This is a genomic window from Streptomyces sp. JB150, from assembly GCF_011193355.1.
GTDB lineage: Bacteria > Actinomycetota > Actinomycetes > Streptomycetales > Streptomycetaceae > Streptomyces.
On the sequence record NZ_CP049780.1, the window covers coordinates 1,004,274 to 1,021,652 of the forward strand.

The following is a 17,379-nucleotide window of genomic DNA, read 5'->3' on the forward strand; positions in this document are numbered from 1 at the left end:
AGCGGCCACTGCTTCCGGCCACCAAACGGGGGCGGGCCGGGGCGTCATCGCGCCCACCGACGAGGCTCGTAGTCTGCTGCGGCGGAGAGAATCGCCATGGCGACGGCCTGTTGGTCCAGACCGGCGGCGACCGCCTCTTCGAGGACCCGGTCTGCCTTCTTGCTGCTGCCTCGTCCGAGGAAGCCACCGCGCTGGAGCTGGCGGCCGGCCTCTTGGATCTCTTCGGGGGTGGGCTTTTTGGGCACGGCTGTCTCCTTACAGGTTTCGGCTGTCGGCGAGTTGAGCGGCGCGGTCGAGTTGGAGGAGGACGGGGGCAGCGCCGGGCTGACGCCGGTTCCAGGCGGGGATGGTGTGATCTCCGAAGTCGCGCTCGATGGTCTCGAGCAGCAGGACGCACGCCTCGTCGGCTTGGCCGCGGGTGGCGGCTTCCTGCCGGATGGCGTGGATGGGGCAAACGGCGCCGTGCTCGTCGAAGGCGGCGTCCCGGCACCAGCCGACGGTCTCGATGCGGGCGCGGGCGCGGTGAAGGAGCTGAGCGATCGGGGTGGGGTACGGGCTGGGCGCCGGCATCGGGGGCGTTTCGCTGGGGAGCCGGATCACGTCGGCCAGGTCGAGCGGCGTGCTGTCGTTCCGGGCGTCGACGGCGAGGACGGCGAGCACGAGCCGCTCGTCGAAGCCCAGCTCCTTGGGCGGGGTTGCCGCGGGGGCGATGGTCGCGGTCACCGCTTGGCCTTGCCGTGGTCGCACCGCTCGGGGCAGCGCGTCTTGATCTGCTTGCCGCCGAACGCGCTGAAGAGGAACCCGTTGCCGCTGCAGCACCAGCAGAGGCCGCGGGCGGTGGCTTCGCCGGGTGAGAGGCGGCCGTTCTGGGCCTCCCACTGCTGGTCGTTCATGCGGGGTGCCATGATGGTGATCTCCTTGCTCGCTCTTGGTGGGTGGGAGGTGCGGGGCGTCCCTGGTCGCTGGCAGGCATCGAGGGGCGCCCCGGCGGGTTCAGCGGCCCCAGCGCCGCTTCTTCGGGTCGGGCATGTCGGCGACGCGCTTCTCCAGGCCGCGGATCTCGGCCTCGTCGAGCGGGGCGGTGTAGCCCTTCGGGAGTGGGCCGGCGACCTGCGGGGCGGGGCTGGCGATGTTGCGCATGCCGCGGGGCGGCGCGTCGTAGATGGGGCCGTGCTGGCGGAGCAAGGTGCTGGCGGCGGCGCCGTATGCGGTGCAGGGGGTGCCGGTGATCGGCAGCCGCTTCGTGAAGACGTACTCGCTGTAGAGCTGGGCGTCCTCGTAGGGCGCCACGCGCCGCTCGACGTTGTGGATGACGTAGTAGGGCTTGCCGAGCTGGAGTTCGCGGCAGAACTTCTTCTCCTGGCCGGGCTTCCACATCTTGGGCATGATCGGTCTCCGTTTCTGCTTTGTGGCGGTTTGTTCCCGCTGCTCAGGGCTGCTCAGCGGGTGAATGTGCAGGTCAGGGCTGCTCAGGGGACTGATCAGGGGCTGCTCAGAGCAGTCGGTGAGCAGGTCGTGAGCAGCGGGCTGAGCGGCTGTGACCTGCGGGTTTGTGGCCTGAGCAGGGCTGAGCAGGCCCTGATCAGGGGTGCATACTTCGCGTATCGGTCACAGGAGCGAGGCAAGCTTGGCGAGCTTGTAGCCGCGCGGGTTCTGCTCGTCGCCGATTCGGCCGAGCGTTTCCGGCGATCCCGCGCCAGCCTCCTTCAGCCGGGCCTTCAGGTCGTCGACGGTCCACGCCAGGTAGGCGCTCCCGTAGTCGCGCAGGGCCAGCAGCAGCGCTTCGGTCTTCATCCGGTCGACGCCCTGCTTCTCCATCACGGTGACCGCGTCCTCGACGACGACCCGGGCGGCGCCCTCGGCCGCGGCGCCCTCCGGCGGCTCGGCGCCGCACAGGCGCAGCAGCTGCTCCCAGGTGCGGAGCTTCGGCAGCGGCATACCGATGTCGGGCAGGTCGACGTCGGGCATGGCGCGCAGCGAGTCCTGGTCCGGTTCCAGAAGCCCCGCCGCCTTCCGCTCGGCGGCGAGCTTCCGCAGCGTCTCGGACGGCGCCTCGTGGACTGCGTATTCGATCGGCTCGTCCGGCTTGCCGGGGACGCCTTGGATGAAGATGTGGCCGGCGTCCTTGGGGTCGGTGTCGGTGGCCGGGCTGAGCTTGTGCGGCAGCCAGCCCTCCCGGACGGCGTCGTCGCCGAAGACGGCGCGGGTGTCGCCGGTCTTGCAGGGCCCGACGCCCTTGAGGGCGATCATCTGGGCGATGTTCTGCTGGAGGTAGGCAGTTGTCGCGCCCTGAGATGCGAACTCGACCTGGATGAGTTCCTTGCGGCCGACCAGCATCAGCGCGATCGCCAGTTCCTTGGCCAGCTCGGTTGCCTTCGGGAACTCGTCGAAGAAGATCGTGATGGCCGGGTGTTCGCGGCTGGCCTTCCACTTCCTGCCCATGCCGAGCTTCTTGCGGAGCCGGGCGCGGGCCTTGGCCATGACCAGGAAGAACAGGAGCGTGGCTTCGATCTGTTCGTTGGTGCGGGCGGTGAGCCGGACGGCGTCCCCGAGGTCTTCAAGCCCGTCGCCGAACGGGTCGAGGTCGATGGTGATGTTGTCGTAGCAGGCGGTGGTGCCCTCGGCGAGGGCCTGCAGGATGCCGGTCTTCCCGCCGCCGGATGCGGCGACCCACAGACCCATCACGCCGGCCAGGGACACCTCCAGGGGGTCACCGCCCACGCTGGTGCCGATCCGAAACCGGTCAGTGATCGACATCGACAGCGGCGGCCGGTAGGGCAGGCCAGGCGCGGTGGCGAACGGATCGCCCTCGACGAGGCGGAGGATGGCGCAGGCTCGCCGCTCGACCATCGGCTGCGGCCGGACCCCGTTGGCGGGCAGGTCGAACCGGGTCTCCAGCCCCCCGGCCTTCGTGATGATCGCCTCGGGGGTGCCTTCGCTGACCCGGACCTTGCACTGCCAGCCCCACGGCTGCCGCTCCACGTCCCACACCTCCACGACCGGGACGCCTTCGGCGGCCATCGCCAGCAGCACGCAGATCGCGGCCTGCTGCGGAGTTTCGGCGCGGCGGATCGGGAACGGCTTCGCCCCCTCCGGCAGGTCGTCCAGGGTGACCGAACCGTGGCCGCGGACCGTCTCCTCGGCGGGCAGACCGAGCACCTCCTCCGTGGACGGCTTGTCACGGTCGCGGCCGTGGAAGGCGCCGATCCCCCACGCGCCGAGCGCGGCAACGACGTCGATCCACAGACTGCCGGTGACGGCGCCGAAGCCGACTCCCCCGGCGACCGCGCCGGCGACGCCCGCAGTCTTGCCGCTATAGAGGAGGCGGTGCCGCCGGTACTCCTCCCGCAGCTGCGCCCGGTGTTCCTTGAGCCGGGCTTCCTGGTTGACGTCGCCGGCGGCTTCGCGGATGGCCCGGTTCGTGGAGGCGATCATCTGCGGATAGTCGTCGTGGAAGCGGTCGATCCAGCGCCGGCCGAGCTGCCGGTAGCCGCGGACGGTGTGCGGCAGCAGGGCCAGGGAGGCGATCCGGTTGGTGCGGGCGGCGACCGTGCGGGCGGACTCAATCCAGGCCGGACGGCCGGGCTCGGACTGCTCCTTGTAAACGGGGGTCGCGGGTGGCGGGACGAGCGTCAGCGTGGGGCGCTCTTCGGGCAGCGGGGTGGCCATGACGGGTCAGTCCTCCTGCTTCTTGGCGGCGGCGGTACGGGCAGCGATGGAGGCCTGGCGGCGCGCCGCGGGCGCATACTTCACGTCGCCCTTCGTGCGCACTCCGCGGCGCGTGGGCGGGTTGTAAACGCGGGTCTTCTTCGCCGCGGGCACTTGCGATGCACGCTGCGACGACGTGGTCTTGCTGGCGGTGTTCACGGGCCGCTTCTGCCGGGCCGCTTCGACCCTCGCCTCGGCCGCGTTGCGCATGCGGATGACCTCCGCGGACTCGGCCGGGTCGGCGCCCTCGACGTCTCGGTGCGCGCGCTTCCAGACGGCCTCGGTGACGGCCGTCTCACCAAGGGCTGCGGCGAGCCGCTGGGCGTGCTCCCAGACCTTCGGGAACCTCTCGGCGCGCGCTTGGGCGAGCTTCTTCGCGGCCTCCGCCGCGGCCTTGTCGGCGGCCTCCTTCTCGGCGGCCCGCCGCTTCTCCTCGGCGGCCTGCCGGGCGGCCTCCGCGCGCTCCGCCTTCCGCTGGGCGTGCCGCTGGCGCCACGACAGCTTCCCGTCACGCTTCCGGATACGGCCGTGCTCGTGGAGGTCCCACATGCCGGGGCCGGCGACGGACGCGAGGGCGGTGCCGAAGGCGGTCGCCGCGTCGAACGCGTCGAGCCCGTGGACGATGTTGATTGTGGCCGCGGTGAGGGCTCCCACCCATGCAACGAGCCGGTAGTGCCAATGGGCACGCCCTGCGGTCACCGCCGAGGCCGCCCCGACAAGAGCGACCAGAGCGATCACCTCGATGAACACCGGGGCGACGAGCAGGTACTTGGCGTTCGGGTCGTAGAAGGCGGCCATCTGCACCGGCAGCGCCACGCCGGCGCACAGGGCGTAGAAGCCCATGGCGACGCGGCGCCATCGCTTGCTGGACTTCTCGACGGCCTGGGCCTGCTCGGCTTCGGCCTGCCGCTTCTCCTCGTCCTGGCGGGCGGCGGCTTCGCGGGCCCGGTCGGCCTCATCGCGGCGCCGGTTGAGCTCGGCGATGCGCGCCTCGGACGCGGCAGCCTCCTCGGCCGCCTTACGTTCGGCGCGATCGTTGGCCAGCCGCAGCTTGCGCGCTTCTTCCTCGGCCTTCACGCGGATCGCGTCCGCTTCGGCCTCAGCCTTGAGACGGCGTTCCTCGGCCTGGGCCCAGGCCTGGGCACGGATGGCCTCGGCCTGCGCCTGGGCGACAAGCTCGCTGTCGGCCAGCTCGGTCGACTGGGTGGGGGTGGGGGTGGCGGTTTCGCTGGCGGGAGCGGCCTCTATGGGCTGCCAGTCCCCCAGCACGGGCGGGGCGGGCGGCCGGGCCTGGCCGTTCACCTGCGGCGGGCTGGCAGTCATGGCTGATCAGTCCTCTCTCGTCTAGCTGGCGGTGACGCGGGGGCGTCGGCGGGGGTGGTCGTTCGTGGTGGTGGGGGTGCGGCCCTGGAACTGGGCGTCGCCGGGGCCGCTGGTCTGGAACGGGGCGGTGCCCTGGGGGCGGCGGCTGTCGTCGGTGCGGGCGCCGTGCGCACGGTCGGCGGCCATCAGGCGGCGCTCGCCGGGGCCGGGGCCGGTGTGGGCTGGTGCCGCCACCAGGCGATGAGGCCGGCGGCCAGCCACACGGGGACGGGGATCAGGCTGAGGATTACGGCGGCGCCGGTGGCGGCGAGCGCGATCGGCGTGGCTGCGGCGGGCCACACACCGACCGTGATCAGGAAGGCTGCGAGCAGCAGCCAGCGAATCAGACGGATCATGACGACCTCTTCGGGGTCGGGAACGGATGAGAAAGGTGGTGCTGGCCGGTTCTCCTTGGCGCCCGGCTGGGCCGGGCGCCGCGGACAGCCGGTCAGCCGTAGAACTCGATGTCGAACGCGGAGGCGACGTGGCCCTGCTCCCGGGCCTTCTCCCGCACGAAGTTCCGCACGTCCTCCGTCGCCTGCTCCGTGCTGTAGCCGGGGTCGTCGGACGTGACCACGCCGTGGGCGTGCCCGGTCTCGCCGGTCCTGTGGCTGCGGACCTTCGCGGTCCAGCCGATCTTCTTGCCCATCAGGGGCTCCTCGGGTTGGGTGACAGGTGGTGGTGCGCACCCCGGGCCGGATCCGATCCGGCAGCCTCACGCCGGGTCCGGGGCTGAGGAGTCAGCGGCCGCGCTTGGTGCCGCCGCGCCAGAACGACACCTGTGCCGCGGCCTCGTTCGCGGCGGCGTTGAGCCGCTGATACTCCGGCGTCTCCTCCCGGATGCCGGCCCTCCGCTCGCGGTCGGAGTTCTCGTTCAGCCGCCGGTCGGCCTCCTTCATCGCGGCGATCGCGGCCTTCTCCTCCGGGGTCTTCTTGAACAAGCCCATCGAGGGCTCCTCTCTCGGGATCGGTGATCGAGTGGGCGGTGCGCGCCCCGGGCGGGAGTCGATCCCGCACCTCTCGGCTGGACCGGGGCTGATGCCGGGCGCGGCGGGGGTTTCCGCGCCCGGCGGTCTCGGGGGGTCAGGCCGCGGCCGGCAGGTGCAGGCCGCGGATCTCGTCCATCAGCGGCGGGAGGTCCGGGTTCGCGGCGTCGTACATCTCGATCTCGTAGAGCGTCCAGTCCTTGGCGATCACGTCGCCGCGGCGGACGTCAGCCAGGTAGTCCGCGACGTATCGAGCGCGGACCTCAGCCTCCGCGGCGTCGACAGCAGGCTCGGACGGCTCGGGAAACGTGATCAGGGTGAGCGTGGGCATGGCGGGATAGACCTCTCGGGTCGAAGGGGGGTGGATGGTGAGGTGGCGGAGCGGGGTCAGGCCAGGCTGTCGAAGGGGCCGGCTGCGGCCTCGTGCAGTCGTGCGGCTTCGGCGTACTCGGCGCGCAGACGCTGCCGGAACTCGTCCGGGTCGGCGCCGCGGGCCAGCCACCGCTCCCGGGCGGCGGCCCGCCGGTCCGCGGTGGCCTGACCGGTCCAGCCGGATCGCCGGTTCTCGGAGAACTGGCGAGCCCGCAACTGCTGCACGGCGCACAGCAGGTCGTCGAACGCGGTGACCGGGATACGGCGGGCCTCGACGATCGGCTGGCCGTACCAGTCGTCGATCGACACGGAGATCCGGCTCGCCGGGTCGCTGCTGCGGCCGTCACGGAGGTCGTAGGCGCCAGCGAGGCCGGCGAGCGCCGCCTGGAACTCGCGGAAGGGGCCGCGGCGGCCACGCCACAGCGGGCTCAGCCTCGGGTCGTCATCAGCAAGCACGATGCCTCCTCTCAGAGGCCAGAAGTGGGGAGCCGCGGGCGGCGGGACGGGGGCGAACACCGCCACCCGCGGCGATCAGGGGGTCAGCGGCAGGCGTCGCAGACGCCGCCGTCCCAGTCGTCCAGCCACGCGCCGCACTGGGAGCACTGGCCGAAACCCAGGAAGCAGACGAAGCCCTGCGGGTGCGGGCGCGGAGGCCGGATCGGCAGCGGCTCCTTGGCCTTCTCGTGCTCGGCCATCAGACGCCCCCCTCATCCAGCGCCGGGTAGACGGCCGCCCGGATCGCACCGCGCACCCGGTCGCCCTGCCACGAAAACTGGGCGTACAGGTGGGCCACGCCGTCGGAGCCGACCCGCTCGGGGGCGACCCGAGCACCCAGGTACTCGGCCCACGCCGCGAACGCCGCCCGCTGCTCGGCCGGCGTCGACGTCAGCGAGTCGACGTCACCGACCAGCGCCCCAGACGTGGCGATCGTCCAGGCCACGGCCGGAAGGTCATCAGACTTCAGGAACTCACCCAAGGCCTGATGCGCGGCCCGCTGCCAACGACGCTGGTACTCCGCGGAGGTAGCCACCGTCACCACCCCCGCACGGCGAGGGCGCGGCGGCGGGCCTTCGGCTCCTGCGGCAGCGGCGGCAGATCCGGCGTCGGCTCCGGCTTCCGCACGTCCGCCGGCTGCGGCCGGGGCTCGGTCTCGGCGGTCACCGGAACCACCGCCGCTTCTGCTTCGGCGCCGGCGGGTTCAGCCGGACCTGGGCCTCGTAGTGGAACGTCTCGTGCAGATCGCCCCAGAAGTCCGACAGCCACCCGGCCGGCACACAGCGGGACAACTCCAGCGCCTCCTCCGCCAGCACGGCGAACAGACGGCCACGAGACTCACGGTCGGACGCCGACTCCATCGCGGCAGCCAAGGCGGCCAGGTGGGTGATCTCGACGGGGGCGGGGGTCTGGGCGCTCACGCGGCACCTCCGCGGACCCGGCGCAGCGCCTCGTCCATGTCCGGCTCGGAGTCGCCGGCCGCGTTGTGCAGGCGAGCCGTGCTGATCAGCCGCTGCATGTCGCCGACCAGGTCGAGCAGCTTCTGAACGGCCTCCTCGGCTTCGTCCACGGTCAGGTGGGCGTCGTCACTACCGTCGTCGAGGACGATGTGCGCCTGCCGCAGCCGCGGGTCGGGGGACGACGGGTCCTGCCTGATCGTCGCGTACAGCTCCAGTGCCAGCCGGTCGCTCAGGAACGACTTGACACCCAGGTGGGCGGTGTCCGAGCTGTGGACGATGTCCTCGACTGCGACCTGCCGGGCCGCGAGGTGATCTTCGATGCAGAAGTCGGGGCACTGCACGAGCACGATTTGCGCGGCCGTGCCCGGTCGGCCGATCGCCGCGGGGGCGTGGTGGTGGCCCGGCTTCAGCGCAGAGAAGGGAACGACGGTGGTGGTCACAGCGCCACCGCCAGCTCGCTCGCCGGGATGCCGCGCTCGGAGAGGTACTGCTCAAAGGCGGCGCGGGGGATGCGGATGGTGCCGCGGCCCGAGCCGACACGGTAGGAGGTGAGCCGGCCAGCGGCGACCTCGCGATACACGGTCGCCTTGTCGACGCGGAGGGCGTCGGCGACGACCTTTACCCGCAGGGGCGGGCTATCGGGTGCCTGCTTCGCCGCAGGCACGGTAAACTTCTCGTGCATCTCTGAGACCCAATCTCTGATGCGCGGCCCTGGCGGGCTCGGTGTTGGTAGCACCGAGATCACCCCGTTAGGGCCTTCGTCTTTGAAGGACACGGCAGAACCTGCGGCTTCCGCAGAACCTGCCGACAGAGGAAACGGTATAACAACCAGCCCTATGCCACAACAGCGTGAGCGGCCCGTCACGCAACTACTTCTAGAAGGGCAGGTCAGGGGCATGGTTCACTTGTTGTGACCAATAGACAAGGAAGGGAACCTGTGGCCGCTCAGTCGAAGCCGGCGTATCTCCAGATCGCCGACGACATCCGCCAGCGCATCCTCGATGGCGACTTGCAGGCCGGGGACAAGCTGCCGACTGAGTCGGACCTCATGGCCGAGTACGGCGTCTCCCGCATCGTCATCCGCAACGCCACCGATGTACTGAAGAACGAAGGCCTGGTCACCAAGCAACAGGGCTCGGGCACCTTCGTCCGCGAGCAACGCCCCCTCCGCAAGCGCCTCTCCGTAGATCTCTACGGCAAGCGCCCGACCGGCTCTCCAATGAAGCGCGAAACGGAGAGCCAGGGGCGCAGATCCGAGTGGGAGCACACGACCCGGCGAACAAGCGCCACGCGCGCGATCGCCGAGCGGCTGGCAATCCAGCCCGGCGACGAAGTAGTGCGGACTGCGTATCGCTTCCTCGCGGACAACGAGCCCATCATGCTGTCGACGTCCTACGAGCCTTACGAGCTGATCGCCGGAACAGCGATCGAGCACCCCGAAGCGAGCCCCGTAACAGGCGTTGTTCCTCGCATGGACTTGATCGGGCAGCACATCACCCACGTCACCGAAGACGTCAACGCCCGCGCTCCTCGCCCTTACGAGAGCGAGCAGCTGGACATCGCGCCGGGCGTACCGGTCATGACGATCACCCGCACTTACTACGTGGACGACCGGCCGGTGGAAACTTGCGACATCGTCGTGGCTGCGGACCGGTACACGCTGAGCTACACCATCCCCATCCCGCCCGCCGCCTAAGGTCGAGAGCGACGCGCCCCCGACCGCCGTGGTCGGGGGCGTTGCTGTGCGCCGGGTTCGCGCCCTTGTGGCGGTGTTGTGCGCCGTTGACCGTTGTGGGGTCGGCTTGTTGGTGCACGGACAGGGGGCTGCGTGCAGGAGAGGCTGGATCGGGTGGTCGGCTGGGCGCTGTTGTGGTGGGCGACGCTGCTGCACAGAACGGTCGCGAAGCAGGAGCAGTGGCATCGGTGGCAGGCCCGCAGGAATCTGGCGTTGTGCCAGGCGGAGGCGCGTGGCCGGCGACCGAAGGAGATCGCGGACCGGCTGGGGCTGTCGGAGGCGCACGTGAAGGCGAAGATCAGGGACGGGAGGAAGGTCGCGCGGGTGGGCGTCGACGCTGCGGCGCGGGAGGCTGCAGCCGAGGAGGACGCCGAGTAGCGGACACGGCAGAAGGGCCCCGACCGCGGGTTGCGGTCGGGGCCCTTCGTCGTTCAGCCGAGGTAGTTGATCTGCAGCACGGTGACCGTCTTCAGCGTCTCCCCGATGAGCAGGACGGCGAAGGCGTGTTCGGTGATCAGCATGCGGACGACGCCGTCGTCTTCGCCGTAGGGCTCGGTGGCGGCGATCGGATCTTGGCAGGCGGCGGCCAGGGCCAGGGTGAGGGCTTCGCTCGCGGGCGCGGGCATTGCTTCGTGTACGGCCTCTGCGGCAGGGTCGTACTTCAGCCGGTACATCCTTGGCGGCCCTTTCTGCCTGGGTGCGGATATGGGTGTCCCCTGGTCTGCACGCCCCCAAGCAGCGGGTCAGAGTGTAGCGAACGAGTGACGCTGCGTGTCTGCGGATCGGCTTAGGCGGCACCGCGCGATCGGATGCGGTCTGCTTCAGCCGTGACTCGATCAGTCGCGTCGATCCACTCGCCAGACGGCTCCTCGCCACGCGCTTCGGCCGCAGCCATAGCGCGACCACGCTCGACAGCGACGACAGTGTTTTTGGCGATGCGCTCCCATTTGGCGAACACGGACAGCAGTTCGTGGGCTGGCGCGCGGTTGATCTCGCCGAGGAAGCGCTGGGCGAGGGCGGGGTTGCCGAGGGCGTCACGGATCCGTTCGATGGTCCACGGCTGCTCGCTCATCCCGGCCTCCAAAACTTTAGCCCGCTTAAGTTCAGGCTAGCGCGATCCTCCGGCACCTACGTAAGACACGTAACTCTCGTAGGTGCCGGAGGCCGGTCGATCACGCCGCTCGTCGTTCAGCGAGCGGCAGCCGGAGTGCTTCGCTGTGCCCGTACTGGGCGCTGCAGGCGGGGCAGCGGACGCCGGCGGTGTCGAGGGTGACGCGGAGAGTGTGCCCGCAGCCGCAGGAGACGCCGACGCGGCGGGGCGGCTTCTCCCCGGTGATGATGCGGCGGGCCTGGCCGACGGTCTGCCGGAGTTCGTCGGCCATTTCCCGTATGGCCGGGTGTTCGTCGCAGATCATGGCGAGGTTAAGCCCGAGGATGCCGCAGGCCCAGTCGACGGTGGCGACGATGGTGCCGAACTGGGGGACGTCCCATTCCTCTCGCTCGCACAGGTCGCGGGCCCAGCCGCCGACGACGCCTTCGATGCCGCCGCGGCCGAGGAGGTCGAGCGCGGTTTCGTTGCACGGCAGTGGGGCGGTGCGGGTGGCGGAGCGTCCGTCGCCGCCGCGTCGGCCGGGGACGAGGGCGGGGCCGAGCTGCCGGTAGAGCTTCGGGAGTTCGCGCAGGTTGGCGTCGATGCGTTCGCGGCAGCCGCGGTGGACGCGCTCGCGGGCGGGTCGGTCGCAGACGGCGCAGGGCTGGGTCTCGGGCGCGTCGTCGAACATCAGGCTGCTCCGTTCTTGGTGCGGTGGTAGTACGCAAGCTGCCGCTCTCGGTGGCAGGTCAGGCAGCGCTTGGAGCCCCGATTCCCCTTGCCGGTGTTGCCCTCGTCGTATGCGTGGCCCTGAGGGCAGTGCGTTTTGACCGCCTCGCCGCGGCGCACGTTCTCCGCGAACGTCACCGGTTCGAGGTGCTCGGGATTGATGCAAGCCCGGTTCCGGCAGAGGTGATCGAGGACGAGCCCCTGAGGTATCGGCCCGACAGAGGCCTCATAGGAGACACGATGGGCGAGCAACGTCCTGTTGGTGGGGTGCTCCCGGAGGCGCCCGTAGCCTGTGCTGTTGAACGAGGCAGTCCACAGCCAACAGCCGGTGTCCGAGTCGACTCGATACTTGCCGATCAACTTCTCAGTAGGCGTTTTCGGGCGACGTCCCCTTCTGGGGCGACCATCGTTCATGGCGGTGCTCCTTGGTGCGGGCGGTTCAGGGGCGGTAGCGGTGGTCCCAGGCGAGGTGGGGTCCGAGGATGTCGATGGCGCGCTGGGTGGGGGTCTTCTCTGGCTGCTCGGGCGGCGTGATGAGCCACCATTCCCGGGCGATCTCGCGGGCGAGCGTGACGGGCAGGGCGGTGGCCTTGACGTGGCACGGTCCGGCCGCTGGCCCGATCCACAGTTCGACGGGCGCGGTGTGGCCGTCGAGGGTGATGTCGACGGTGCCGATGCTGGTGAGTTCGATGACGCGGAGGCCGCCGCAGTCGGGGCACAGGTCGAGGTGGTGGCGGTCGGTCACGGCGTCTCCCGGACGCTGGGGCCAGCGGTGTGCGGGTCGTACCACCAGCGGGCGCCGTGACCGTCGGCGTGGCTGCCGAAGTGGCCGGGGCGGAGGACGCATTCGTTGCGGGGGCCGGCAGTCCAGGCCGGTGCGAGGTTGCCGCAGTGCTCCCGGGGCCCGGTCGCTTCGGTCGCTGCCGGGGAGGGCGCAGCGCCGTCGAGCTGCGTGCGGATGTTGCTGGCGATGGCTCTGTAGAGGCTCCGGTCATCGGCCTTCAGGGCGTTCTCGGCGAACTCTTCGAGGCGGGCTGCGAGGGCCCTCACCCGCTCGATGGCGGCCTCGGCTCGCTCGGCGCGGGCGCGCGGGGTGCCGGGAGCGCCAGCGTCCAGGGCGTTCACGGTGCCGCGCCAGGTGGCCATCTCCTGGGCCTGACGGGCGATGTCCTGCTGGAGGCGGTCGAGCTGGTCGTACAGCGCGTCGAGTTGGTCGCTGGTGATCTCGTTGATGCCGGGTCGGCGGGTCATTGGAGGCTCCGGTGGGTGGGGTCGGCAGGGTCGAGGCTCTGAGCGCCCGTCTGCGGCTCGGAGCGGGAACGGGTGCGCGACGGGGAGTTCGGCCGCCAGAGAGGCGTACAGCCCCCTTCTCGGGCCTGCTGCGTCTCAACGGGCCGCTGCCGTTTGGCTGCGCGCCGTGTGGCCCGGTTGGGGCGGGGCGGTTCGGTGTCGTCGTCGACGATCTGCTCGCCGCTCGAGATGAGGCGGGTCTCCCAGCGAGTGCCGGGGGTGCCGGCGCGCTCGCCGCCCGGGTTGCTCGACGGGCCGCTCACGGCTGGGCCTCGTCGTCCGTGGCCGGTCCGGCGGGCTGCGCCTCGTCGGCCATGCGGCGCAGCTCGGCCTCTGCCGTGTCGGCGCGCAGGATCTCCGCGCCCAACTGGCGGTGCACGCCGTCCATCTCTCGTTCCAGCGCTCGGATCTTCTCGCTCTGCTCCAGCACGGTCTTGCCGCGCCGCTTGCACTCGGCCCGGAGTTCGTCGTTACGGCGCTCGCTGTACCGGAGCCGCTTCTCCAGCGGCGTCTCGGGCTGTTCCTCGCCCCCCCTGCCGGGCGTCGATCTCCCGGGCTCGGCGGCGCAGGTGGCTGGCGCCGAGGGCGCCGATGTGCTTGACCATCGGGTCGCCGAACGCGGTGGCGAGATCGTCGGCGGCGTCGCGGAGGACGGCGGCCCGGTCGGCGGGCGCGGTGAGCAGGGCGCGGAGCGCCGCCAGCCCTTCCCTCGTGAGGCCGACGTCAACGGCCCACACCTGCGTGTCCAGGTAAGTGATCTCCGGTAGGTGCAGGACGATGCCGTTCCGGTCGGGGTCAGGCGTGAGGGTCGGCTGGTCGGTCATTGGTGCTCCTCGTGGGACGATCGGTGGGCGGCCGGCCCTGCTAACCCCAGGGCCGGCCGTACTCGCCGGGTGGATGCCGGTCAGGACGCGGAGGGGACGGCGGGCGGGTTAGGCGGGCACGTCGTCGAACAGCGACGGCGGTGCCTCTTGCACGTCGTTGTCCCACACCGTCCAGCCGGGCCGAATCCGGCGGGCGAAAAGCTCCAGGTACGGGCCGGGGCTGACCGTCTCGACCGCTTGGAAGAACTGGGGCGGCTTCTCGGAGTGACGGAGCCGCGGCCACTCGAACCAGGACGACAACAGCTTCACATCCGGCACCATTGGCTTCCCGCGCGTCGCGAAGATGCAGTGCTCGGTGTTGTTGCGCAGGTAGTAGCCCATCCCAGGGCCTGGCTTGCACCACGTCAGCAACGACATCGGGGTGAACCCCCAGGCGCGGACGACGCGGTAGGCGTCTTCCATGAGCCGGTTGACGCCCCACACCCACAGGTGCGCGTCCTCGGCGGCGATCTCGCTCACCGGCATGGCGCAGATGTCGTCCGTGGGCATGGTCGGGTAGTGCCGCTCGGGCTTGCCTCGGTGGTAGGTGCTGCGCTGGTGCATGCTCGCCCAAGGCGGGTCCGCAACGATCGTGGTGAACGGGCCGCTGGGCAGCGGGTGGTCGCTCATCGTCCGGTCTCCTCGCTGGCGGCCGGGACGGCGGGGCGGCCAAGGACCGCGCGCGCCACAGCGAGGGCGTTCCGGACGTCGGAGCACGGCCAGTCCTCGTCTCCGCACCAATCGCAGCCGCCGTGGTCGGGACGGTCGTCGTGCTCGTGGAAGGCGTGGGTATCGCGCAGAAGCTTGGCCAAGGCGGCGCCGACGCCGGGGTGCATGGTGGCGATGTACGGGGCGATCGTGAAGGCCGGGATCCCGGGACCCTCGTAGGTGTTCGCCACGAGGTACGGAACGCCCACGTTGTTGATCGACTGTGGGTAACCGCTCGGCGGGGTGTCGACCTCCCAGGGGCCACGGTTGTCACCGAGGAAGGTGATCAGGCTGCGCAGTTTCTCGGCGGCCTCGCGGAGTTCGTCGGCGGGTGTCTGCTGGGTCATGGTGTCCTCTCGTGGTGGTGGGTGCCGTGGTGTGTGCGGCAGGTCAGGCGGCGGGGGCGTCGACGAGGCGGAGCTGCGGGCGGCGGGACCACTTGGGGCTGAGGGCGGCTTCGAGTTCGGCGCGGTGGGCGGCCTGCTGTTCGGGCGTCCACGCGGGCGCGGGCTCGGTCTGCTGCTGGCGGGTGGGGCGGGCGCGGCCGAAGGTGCCGGTCGGCACGGCTTCGGCCATCAGGCGCTCGTATGGCGTCATGCGGCGGTGGCCTCGGCTTCCTGGTAGCGGCGGGCGTGGACGGTGGGCAGGGCGCGGCCGTTGTCGTGGCAGGGCACGGCGGGGGTGACCTGGCAGGTGGGGCAGCAGGCGGTGGTCTGGGCCCAGTTGGAGCGGCGCTGCGGGTGGGGTTCGGCGAGGACGCGGCCGTTGGTGCGCAGGCGGCAGGGCCGGTGCGGGGCGGCTCCGCAGTGGGGGCAGGCGACGGCGCGGGCGGGGTCCTGCTTGGCGCGGAGAATGTGGCGGATCGTGTCGGGCATGGGGGCGGCGGGGCGTCGGCTGGTCATCGGGTCTCCTCGGTGTCGGGCGGGCAGTTGCCGCAGTCGCAGGGCTGGTCGGGGCGGTTGATCTCGTTGCTGAGGTGGCGGGCGGCGGCCCGCCACAGGTGGGCGGGGATTCGCCAGTCGGGTGGCGGGCCGGGCGGGTGGGTTCCGGCGGGCCAGGCGCCGGGCCGGTGTCCGGGCGGCTTGGGCGCGGCGGGCTTGGGGGGCGTGGTGCGGCGGGCTTTGCCGGTTGCGATCTGCTGCCGCATGAAGGCACGCAGGTCTGCGCCTCCGCCTTCGGCGCGCATGGCCTTGATGTCCTCGACCTCGGGCTCCCAGTCGGCGGTCATGACGCCTCCTCGACGATCTCGGCGTCGGGGATGTCGTCGCCGTGTTCGGCGAGGAAGCGGGCGGAGGCTTCGCGGACGCGCTGTTCCTCGGCGGCCCGCTGTTCGGGGGTGAGCTCTCCGCGGCCCTGTGCGGCCCTCTGGCGGGCGCTGTGCGGTTTGGTGCGGGGTTTCCCCAGCGGCTGCTTGCTGGTGCCGCCTGGGGTCTTGCACGGCTTGCCTATGGCGGCCTGGCAGGTGGGGCATTCGACGCCGAGCGGGCCGGCCCGGCGGACGGTGTCGATCAGCTCGGCTTCGGGCTCGTCGTCGACGGTGCGGTTGCCCTGCCAGCCGCGGGCTTCCAGCTCGGCCATGAACTCACGGGTCGGGCCGCCTTCGAGCATCGGCCGCCCGGACGGGGCGGCGACGCGGCCGGAGGCGATCGCGGCGACCTGGCCGCGGAGGCGGGCAAGGTACTCGGCGGTGGTCTCGTCGGGGACGGGCTCGTACTGAAAGTTCTCCAGCCGGGCGTTGCGGATCTTCGTGCGGAGGGTGCGGACGTGGTGCGGGAGGATCCACAGCCGCTCGCTGGGGTTCTGCGGCGGTGTCGAGTAGTAGGCGGCGACGGCGGCCTTGGCGTCGTTGTCGAGCGGGACGTCGTGGAGGGCGGCGGCCCAGGCCTGGGCAGCGGCGAGGGAGGGCTGCCGGTTGTCGAACCCGGAGCAGTGGGCGAGGAGTTTGGCGGCTTCGCTGGCGTTCACGCGGGGTCTCCTTCCTGGCGGAGTTGGGCGGCGAGGGCGGCCCAGCCGGCGACCTTGGCGTCGGTGCCGACGAGGGGCTGGCCGGAGGGCAGGTGGACGACGTTGCCGCCGAGCTGCTGGGGGACGGCGTTCATGGCTTCGTTGACGAAGCTGGGGATCGACGACGGGGCGGAGCCCTTGCGCATCCAGCGGGCGAGGCCCGCGCGGACGTCGTCGGGGTCGATGCCTTCGTCGAGGAGCTTCTTGATCTGCTTCGAGGTCTGGCCAATCACGTTCTGCGGCGGGCGCTTGTTCACGCGGCTCAGCCACTCGCCGACGATCGTCTGGGTGCTGACCGTCTCGGGTTCGGACTCGGGTGCGGCTGCTGCCGCTCCGACGAAGTCGGCATCGGTGACGACGACGAGCTCGGCTGGACCGTCTTCCTCAGCCACCCCCTTGGGACTGTGGCTGGGGACAGGGGTAGGGGCAGGGGCAGGGGAATGCGCGCGTGACGCGGGCGCATGCGCGCGCGTAGAGGCTTTCCGATCCCCCTTGGCAGGGGTATCGGAGGGGGTTACCGAAGGGGTTCCGGAGGGGGTTCCTGATCCCCCTCCGGAGGGGGTCGGGCTGGGGTCGTGGAAGGCTTTGCGCAGGGTTTCGATGTGCTCCGATACCTGCTGCCGGATCGACACCCCGCGCGCCCCCGGCTCGTTGCTGAGTTCGTCGAGCGGGATGCGGTCGACTTCGGCGAGGAGGGCCCTCCGGAGCCGGCGCGAGGAGATCTCCATCGCGCCGGACACCATGGCGCCCATCACTTTGGGCTGCTTCCAGACGCCGTCGTTGCGGACGAAGGAGCGGATGAGGAGCTCTTCGGTGTCCTCGTCCATGACGATGAACCGGGTGTCCTCGAGGGCCTGGAGCCTCTTCTCCAGCTCGATGTGGGTGAGTTCGCGGGCCTTGCGGGACCAGCGGCGGAGGGTGAGCGGCAGCAGCCCGGCGTGGTTCAGGTTGGGCTGCGAGATCAGGAACAGGTAGAGGCGCTGTTCCCTTTCGTCGAGCGTCAGGAAGTCGGAGTCCTCCCAGATGCTGGTGAGGATCCGGCCGTGGCCACGTGCCATTGGGGTCTTCTTTCGGGTGC

At 71.1% G+C, this 17,379-nt stretch carries 35 protein-coding genes; 2 read left to right on the forward strand and 33 right to left on the reverse strand.

Going from position 1 to position 17,379, the window contains the following annotated elements:
• Window positions 1–44 precede the first annotated feature (44 nt).
• The 18 genes from G7Z13_RS04740 to G7Z13_RS04820 form a co-directional block, all read right to left on the reverse strand.
• On the reverse strand, window positions 45–245 hold the full coding sequence (locus G7Z13_RS04740; protein WP_165996321.1) for a hypothetical protein: 201 nt from the start codon (window positions 243–245) through the stop codon (window positions 45–47).
• A 10-nt stretch (window positions 246–255) separates the two neighbouring features.
• Window positions 256–723: a hypothetical protein gene (locus tag G7Z13_RS04745; RefSeq protein WP_165996323.1), complete on the reverse strand. Its 468-nt coding sequence runs from the start codon at window positions 721–723 to the stop codon at window positions 256–258.
• A complete protein-coding gene (locus G7Z13_RS04750; RefSeq protein ID WP_165996325.1) occupies window positions 720–905 on the reverse strand; it encodes a hypothetical protein in 186 nt (61 codons plus the stop codon). Before G7Z13_RS04750 ends, G7Z13_RS04745 begins: the two co-directional genes overlap by 4 nt.
• Window positions 906–993: 88 nt before the next feature.
• A complete protein-coding gene (locus G7Z13_RS04755) occupies window positions 994–1,386 on the reverse strand; it encodes a hypothetical protein (RefSeq protein WP_165996327.1) in 393 nt (130 codons plus the stop codon).
• A 222-nt stretch (window positions 1,387–1,608) separates the two neighbouring features.
• Window positions 1,609–3,669, reverse strand: coding sequence for a hypothetical protein (locus G7Z13_RS04760; RefSeq protein ID WP_165996329.1), 2,061 nt, complete (start codon window positions 3,667–3,669; stop codon window positions 1,609–1,611).
• A 6-nt stretch (window positions 3,670–3,675) separates the two neighbouring features.
• A complete protein-coding gene (locus G7Z13_RS04765; protein ID WP_165996331.1) occupies window positions 3,676–5,031 on the reverse strand; it encodes a hypothetical protein in 1,356 nt (451 codons plus the stop codon).
• A 21-nt stretch (window positions 5,032–5,052) separates the two neighbouring features.
• Window positions 5,053–5,217, reverse strand: a complete 165-nt coding sequence (locus tag G7Z13_RS04770) for a hypothetical protein (RefSeq protein ID WP_165996332.1) — start codon at window positions 5,215–5,217, stop codon at window positions 5,053–5,055.
• On the reverse strand, window positions 5,217–5,426 hold the full coding sequence (locus G7Z13_RS04775) for a hypothetical protein (protein WP_165996334.1): 210 nt from the start codon (window positions 5,424–5,426) through the stop codon (window positions 5,217–5,219). The genes G7Z13_RS04770 and G7Z13_RS04775 overlap by 1 nt, the downstream gene beginning before the upstream one ends.
• Window positions 5,427–5,518: 92 nt before the next feature.
• Window positions 5,519–5,719 (reverse strand): hypothetical protein, encoded by a 201-nt coding sequence (locus G7Z13_RS04780; protein WP_165996336.1) that lies wholly within the window; start codon window positions 5,717–5,719, stop codon window positions 5,519–5,521.
• 91 nt (window positions 5,720–5,810) lie between these two features.
• Window positions 5,811–6,017: a hypothetical protein gene (locus G7Z13_RS04785; protein WP_165996338.1), complete on the reverse strand. Its 207-nt coding sequence runs from the start codon at window positions 6,015–6,017 to the stop codon at window positions 5,811–5,813.
• Window positions 6,018–6,153: 136 nt separating this feature from the next.
• On the reverse strand, window positions 6,154–6,387 hold the full coding sequence (locus G7Z13_RS04790) for a hypothetical protein (RefSeq protein ID WP_165996340.1): 234 nt from the start codon (window positions 6,385–6,387) through the stop codon (window positions 6,154–6,156).
• A 56-nt stretch (window positions 6,388–6,443) separates the two neighbouring features.
• A complete protein-coding gene (locus G7Z13_RS04795; RefSeq protein WP_165996341.1) occupies window positions 6,444–6,884 on the reverse strand; it encodes a hypothetical protein in 441 nt (146 codons plus the stop codon).
• A gap of 83 nt (window positions 6,885–6,967) precedes the next feature.
• A complete protein-coding gene (locus tag G7Z13_RS04800; RefSeq protein WP_165996343.1) occupies window positions 6,968–7,123 on the reverse strand; it encodes a hypothetical protein in 156 nt (51 codons plus the stop codon).
• Window positions 7,123–7,368, reverse strand: a complete 246-nt coding sequence (locus G7Z13_RS04805) for a hypothetical protein (RefSeq protein WP_165996345.1) — start codon at window positions 7,366–7,368, stop codon at window positions 7,123–7,125. Before G7Z13_RS04805 ends, G7Z13_RS04800 begins: the two co-directional genes overlap by 1 nt.
• A gap of 92 nt (window positions 7,369–7,460) precedes the next feature.
• Window positions 7,461–7,589, reverse strand: a complete 129-nt coding sequence (locus tag G7Z13_RS34040; RefSeq protein ID WP_277347389.1) for a hypothetical protein — start codon at window positions 7,587–7,589, stop codon at window positions 7,461–7,463.
• Window positions 7,586–7,843, reverse strand: a complete 258-nt coding sequence (locus G7Z13_RS04810) for a hypothetical protein (protein ID WP_165996347.1) — start codon at window positions 7,841–7,843, stop codon at window positions 7,586–7,588. Before G7Z13_RS04810 ends, G7Z13_RS34040 begins: the two co-directional genes overlap by 4 nt.
• Window positions 7,840–8,322 (reverse strand): hypothetical protein, encoded by a 483-nt coding sequence (locus G7Z13_RS04815; protein WP_165996349.1) that lies wholly within the window; start codon window positions 8,320–8,322, stop codon window positions 7,840–7,842. The genes G7Z13_RS04810 and G7Z13_RS04815 overlap by 4 nt, the downstream gene beginning before the upstream one ends.
• Window positions 8,319–8,564, reverse strand: coding sequence for a helix-turn-helix domain-containing protein (locus tag G7Z13_RS04820; RefSeq protein WP_165996352.1), 246 nt, complete (start codon window positions 8,562–8,564; stop codon window positions 8,319–8,321). Before G7Z13_RS04820 ends, G7Z13_RS04815 begins: the two co-directional genes overlap by 4 nt.
• Window positions 8,565–8,819: 255 nt before the next feature.
• Here G7Z13_RS04820 and G7Z13_RS04825 point away from each other — a divergent pair, with 255 nt between their 5' ends.
• Window positions 8,820–9,578, forward strand: coding sequence for a GntR family transcriptional regulator (locus tag G7Z13_RS04825; protein WP_165996353.1), 759 nt, complete (start codon window positions 8,820–8,822; stop codon window positions 9,576–9,578).
• Window positions 9,579–9,710: 132 nt separating this feature from the next.
• The gene (locus G7Z13_RS04830; RefSeq protein WP_165996355.1) at window positions 9,711–9,995 is read left to right on the forward strand and encodes a hypothetical protein; all 285 of its coding nucleotides are present in this window, start codon (window positions 9,711–9,713) and stop codon (window positions 9,993–9,995) included.
• A 53-nt stretch (window positions 9,996–10,048) separates the two neighbouring features.
• Here the strand turns inward: G7Z13_RS04830 and G7Z13_RS04835 are convergent, their stop codons facing one another.
• From G7Z13_RS04835 to G7Z13_RS04905, 15 genes are all read right to left on the reverse strand, one after another.
• Window positions 10,049–10,243 (reverse strand): hypothetical protein, encoded by a 195-nt coding sequence (locus G7Z13_RS04835; protein WP_240926119.1) that lies wholly within the window; start codon window positions 10,241–10,243, stop codon window positions 10,049–10,051.
• Window positions 10,244–10,404: 161 nt separating this feature from the next.
• Window positions 10,405–10,689: a hypothetical protein gene (locus G7Z13_RS04840; protein WP_165996360.1), complete on the reverse strand. Its 285-nt coding sequence runs from the start codon at window positions 10,687–10,689 to the stop codon at window positions 10,405–10,407.
• A gap of 100 nt (window positions 10,690–10,789) precedes the next feature.
• Entirely contained in the window at window positions 10,790–11,398 is a 609-nt protein-coding gene (locus G7Z13_RS04845) for a hypothetical protein (RefSeq protein ID WP_165996362.1), read from the reverse strand.
• A complete protein-coding gene (locus G7Z13_RS04850; protein WP_165996364.1) occupies window positions 11,398–11,850 on the reverse strand; it encodes an HNH endonuclease signature motif containing protein in 453 nt (150 codons plus the stop codon). The genes G7Z13_RS04845 and G7Z13_RS04850 overlap by 1 nt, the downstream gene beginning before the upstream one ends.
• A 25-nt stretch (window positions 11,851–11,875) precedes the next feature.
• Entirely contained in the window at window positions 11,876–12,181 is a 306-nt protein-coding gene (locus G7Z13_RS04855; protein WP_165996366.1) for a hypothetical protein, read from the reverse strand.
• Entirely contained in the window at window positions 12,178–12,687 is a 510-nt protein-coding gene (locus G7Z13_RS04860; protein ID WP_165996368.1) for a hypothetical protein, read from the reverse strand. The genes G7Z13_RS04855 and G7Z13_RS04860 overlap by 4 nt, the downstream gene beginning before the upstream one ends.
• A gap of 298 nt (window positions 12,688–12,985) precedes the next feature.
• On the reverse strand, window positions 12,986–13,156 hold the full coding sequence (locus G7Z13_RS04865) for a hypothetical protein (protein WP_165996370.1): 171 nt from the start codon (window positions 13,154–13,156) through the stop codon (window positions 12,986–12,988).
• 40 nt (window positions 13,157–13,196) lie between these two features.
• Window positions 13,197–13,550: a hypothetical protein gene (locus G7Z13_RS04870; RefSeq protein ID WP_165996372.1), complete on the reverse strand. Its 354-nt coding sequence runs from the start codon at window positions 13,548–13,550 to the stop codon at window positions 13,197–13,199.
• 108 nt (window positions 13,551–13,658) lie between these two features.
• Complete coding sequence (locus G7Z13_RS04875; protein WP_165996375.1) at window positions 13,659–14,219, reverse strand: MT-A70 family methyltransferase; 561 nt, start codon at window positions 14,217–14,219, stop codon at window positions 13,659–13,661.
• Complete coding sequence (locus G7Z13_RS04880; RefSeq protein WP_165996377.1) at window positions 14,216–14,644, reverse strand: hypothetical protein; 429 nt, start codon at window positions 14,642–14,644, stop codon at window positions 14,216–14,218. The genes G7Z13_RS04875 and G7Z13_RS04880 overlap by 4 nt, the downstream gene beginning before the upstream one ends.
• Before the next feature lie 43 nt (window positions 14,645–14,687).
• Window positions 14,688–14,894 carry a hypothetical protein gene (locus G7Z13_RS04885; RefSeq protein WP_165996379.1) on the reverse strand — a complete coding sequence of 69 codons (207 nt, stop codon included), beginning with the start codon at window positions 14,892–14,894 and terminating at the stop codon, window positions 14,688–14,690.
• Window positions 14,891–15,199 (reverse strand): hypothetical protein, encoded by a 309-nt coding sequence (locus G7Z13_RS04890; protein ID WP_165996381.1) that lies wholly within the window; start codon window positions 15,197–15,199, stop codon window positions 14,891–14,893. The genes G7Z13_RS04885 and G7Z13_RS04890 overlap by 4 nt, the downstream gene beginning before the upstream one ends.
• Window positions 15,196–15,525, reverse strand: coding sequence for a hypothetical protein (locus G7Z13_RS04895; protein WP_165996383.1), 330 nt, complete (start codon window positions 15,523–15,525; stop codon window positions 15,196–15,198). The genes G7Z13_RS04890 and G7Z13_RS04895 overlap by 4 nt, the downstream gene beginning before the upstream one ends.
• Window positions 15,522–16,262 carry a hypothetical protein gene (locus G7Z13_RS04900; RefSeq protein WP_165996385.1) on the reverse strand — a complete coding sequence of 247 codons (741 nt, stop codon included), beginning with the start codon at window positions 16,260–16,262 and terminating at the stop codon, window positions 15,522–15,524. The genes G7Z13_RS04895 and G7Z13_RS04900 overlap by 4 nt, the downstream gene beginning before the upstream one ends.
• The gene (locus tag G7Z13_RS04905) at window positions 16,259–17,359 is read right to left on the reverse strand and encodes a hypothetical protein (protein WP_165996387.1); all 1,101 of its coding nucleotides are present in this window, start codon (window positions 17,357–17,359) and stop codon (window positions 16,259–16,261) included. The genes G7Z13_RS04900 and G7Z13_RS04905 overlap by 4 nt, the downstream gene beginning before the upstream one ends.
• Window positions 17,360–17,379: the final 20 nt, after the last annotated feature.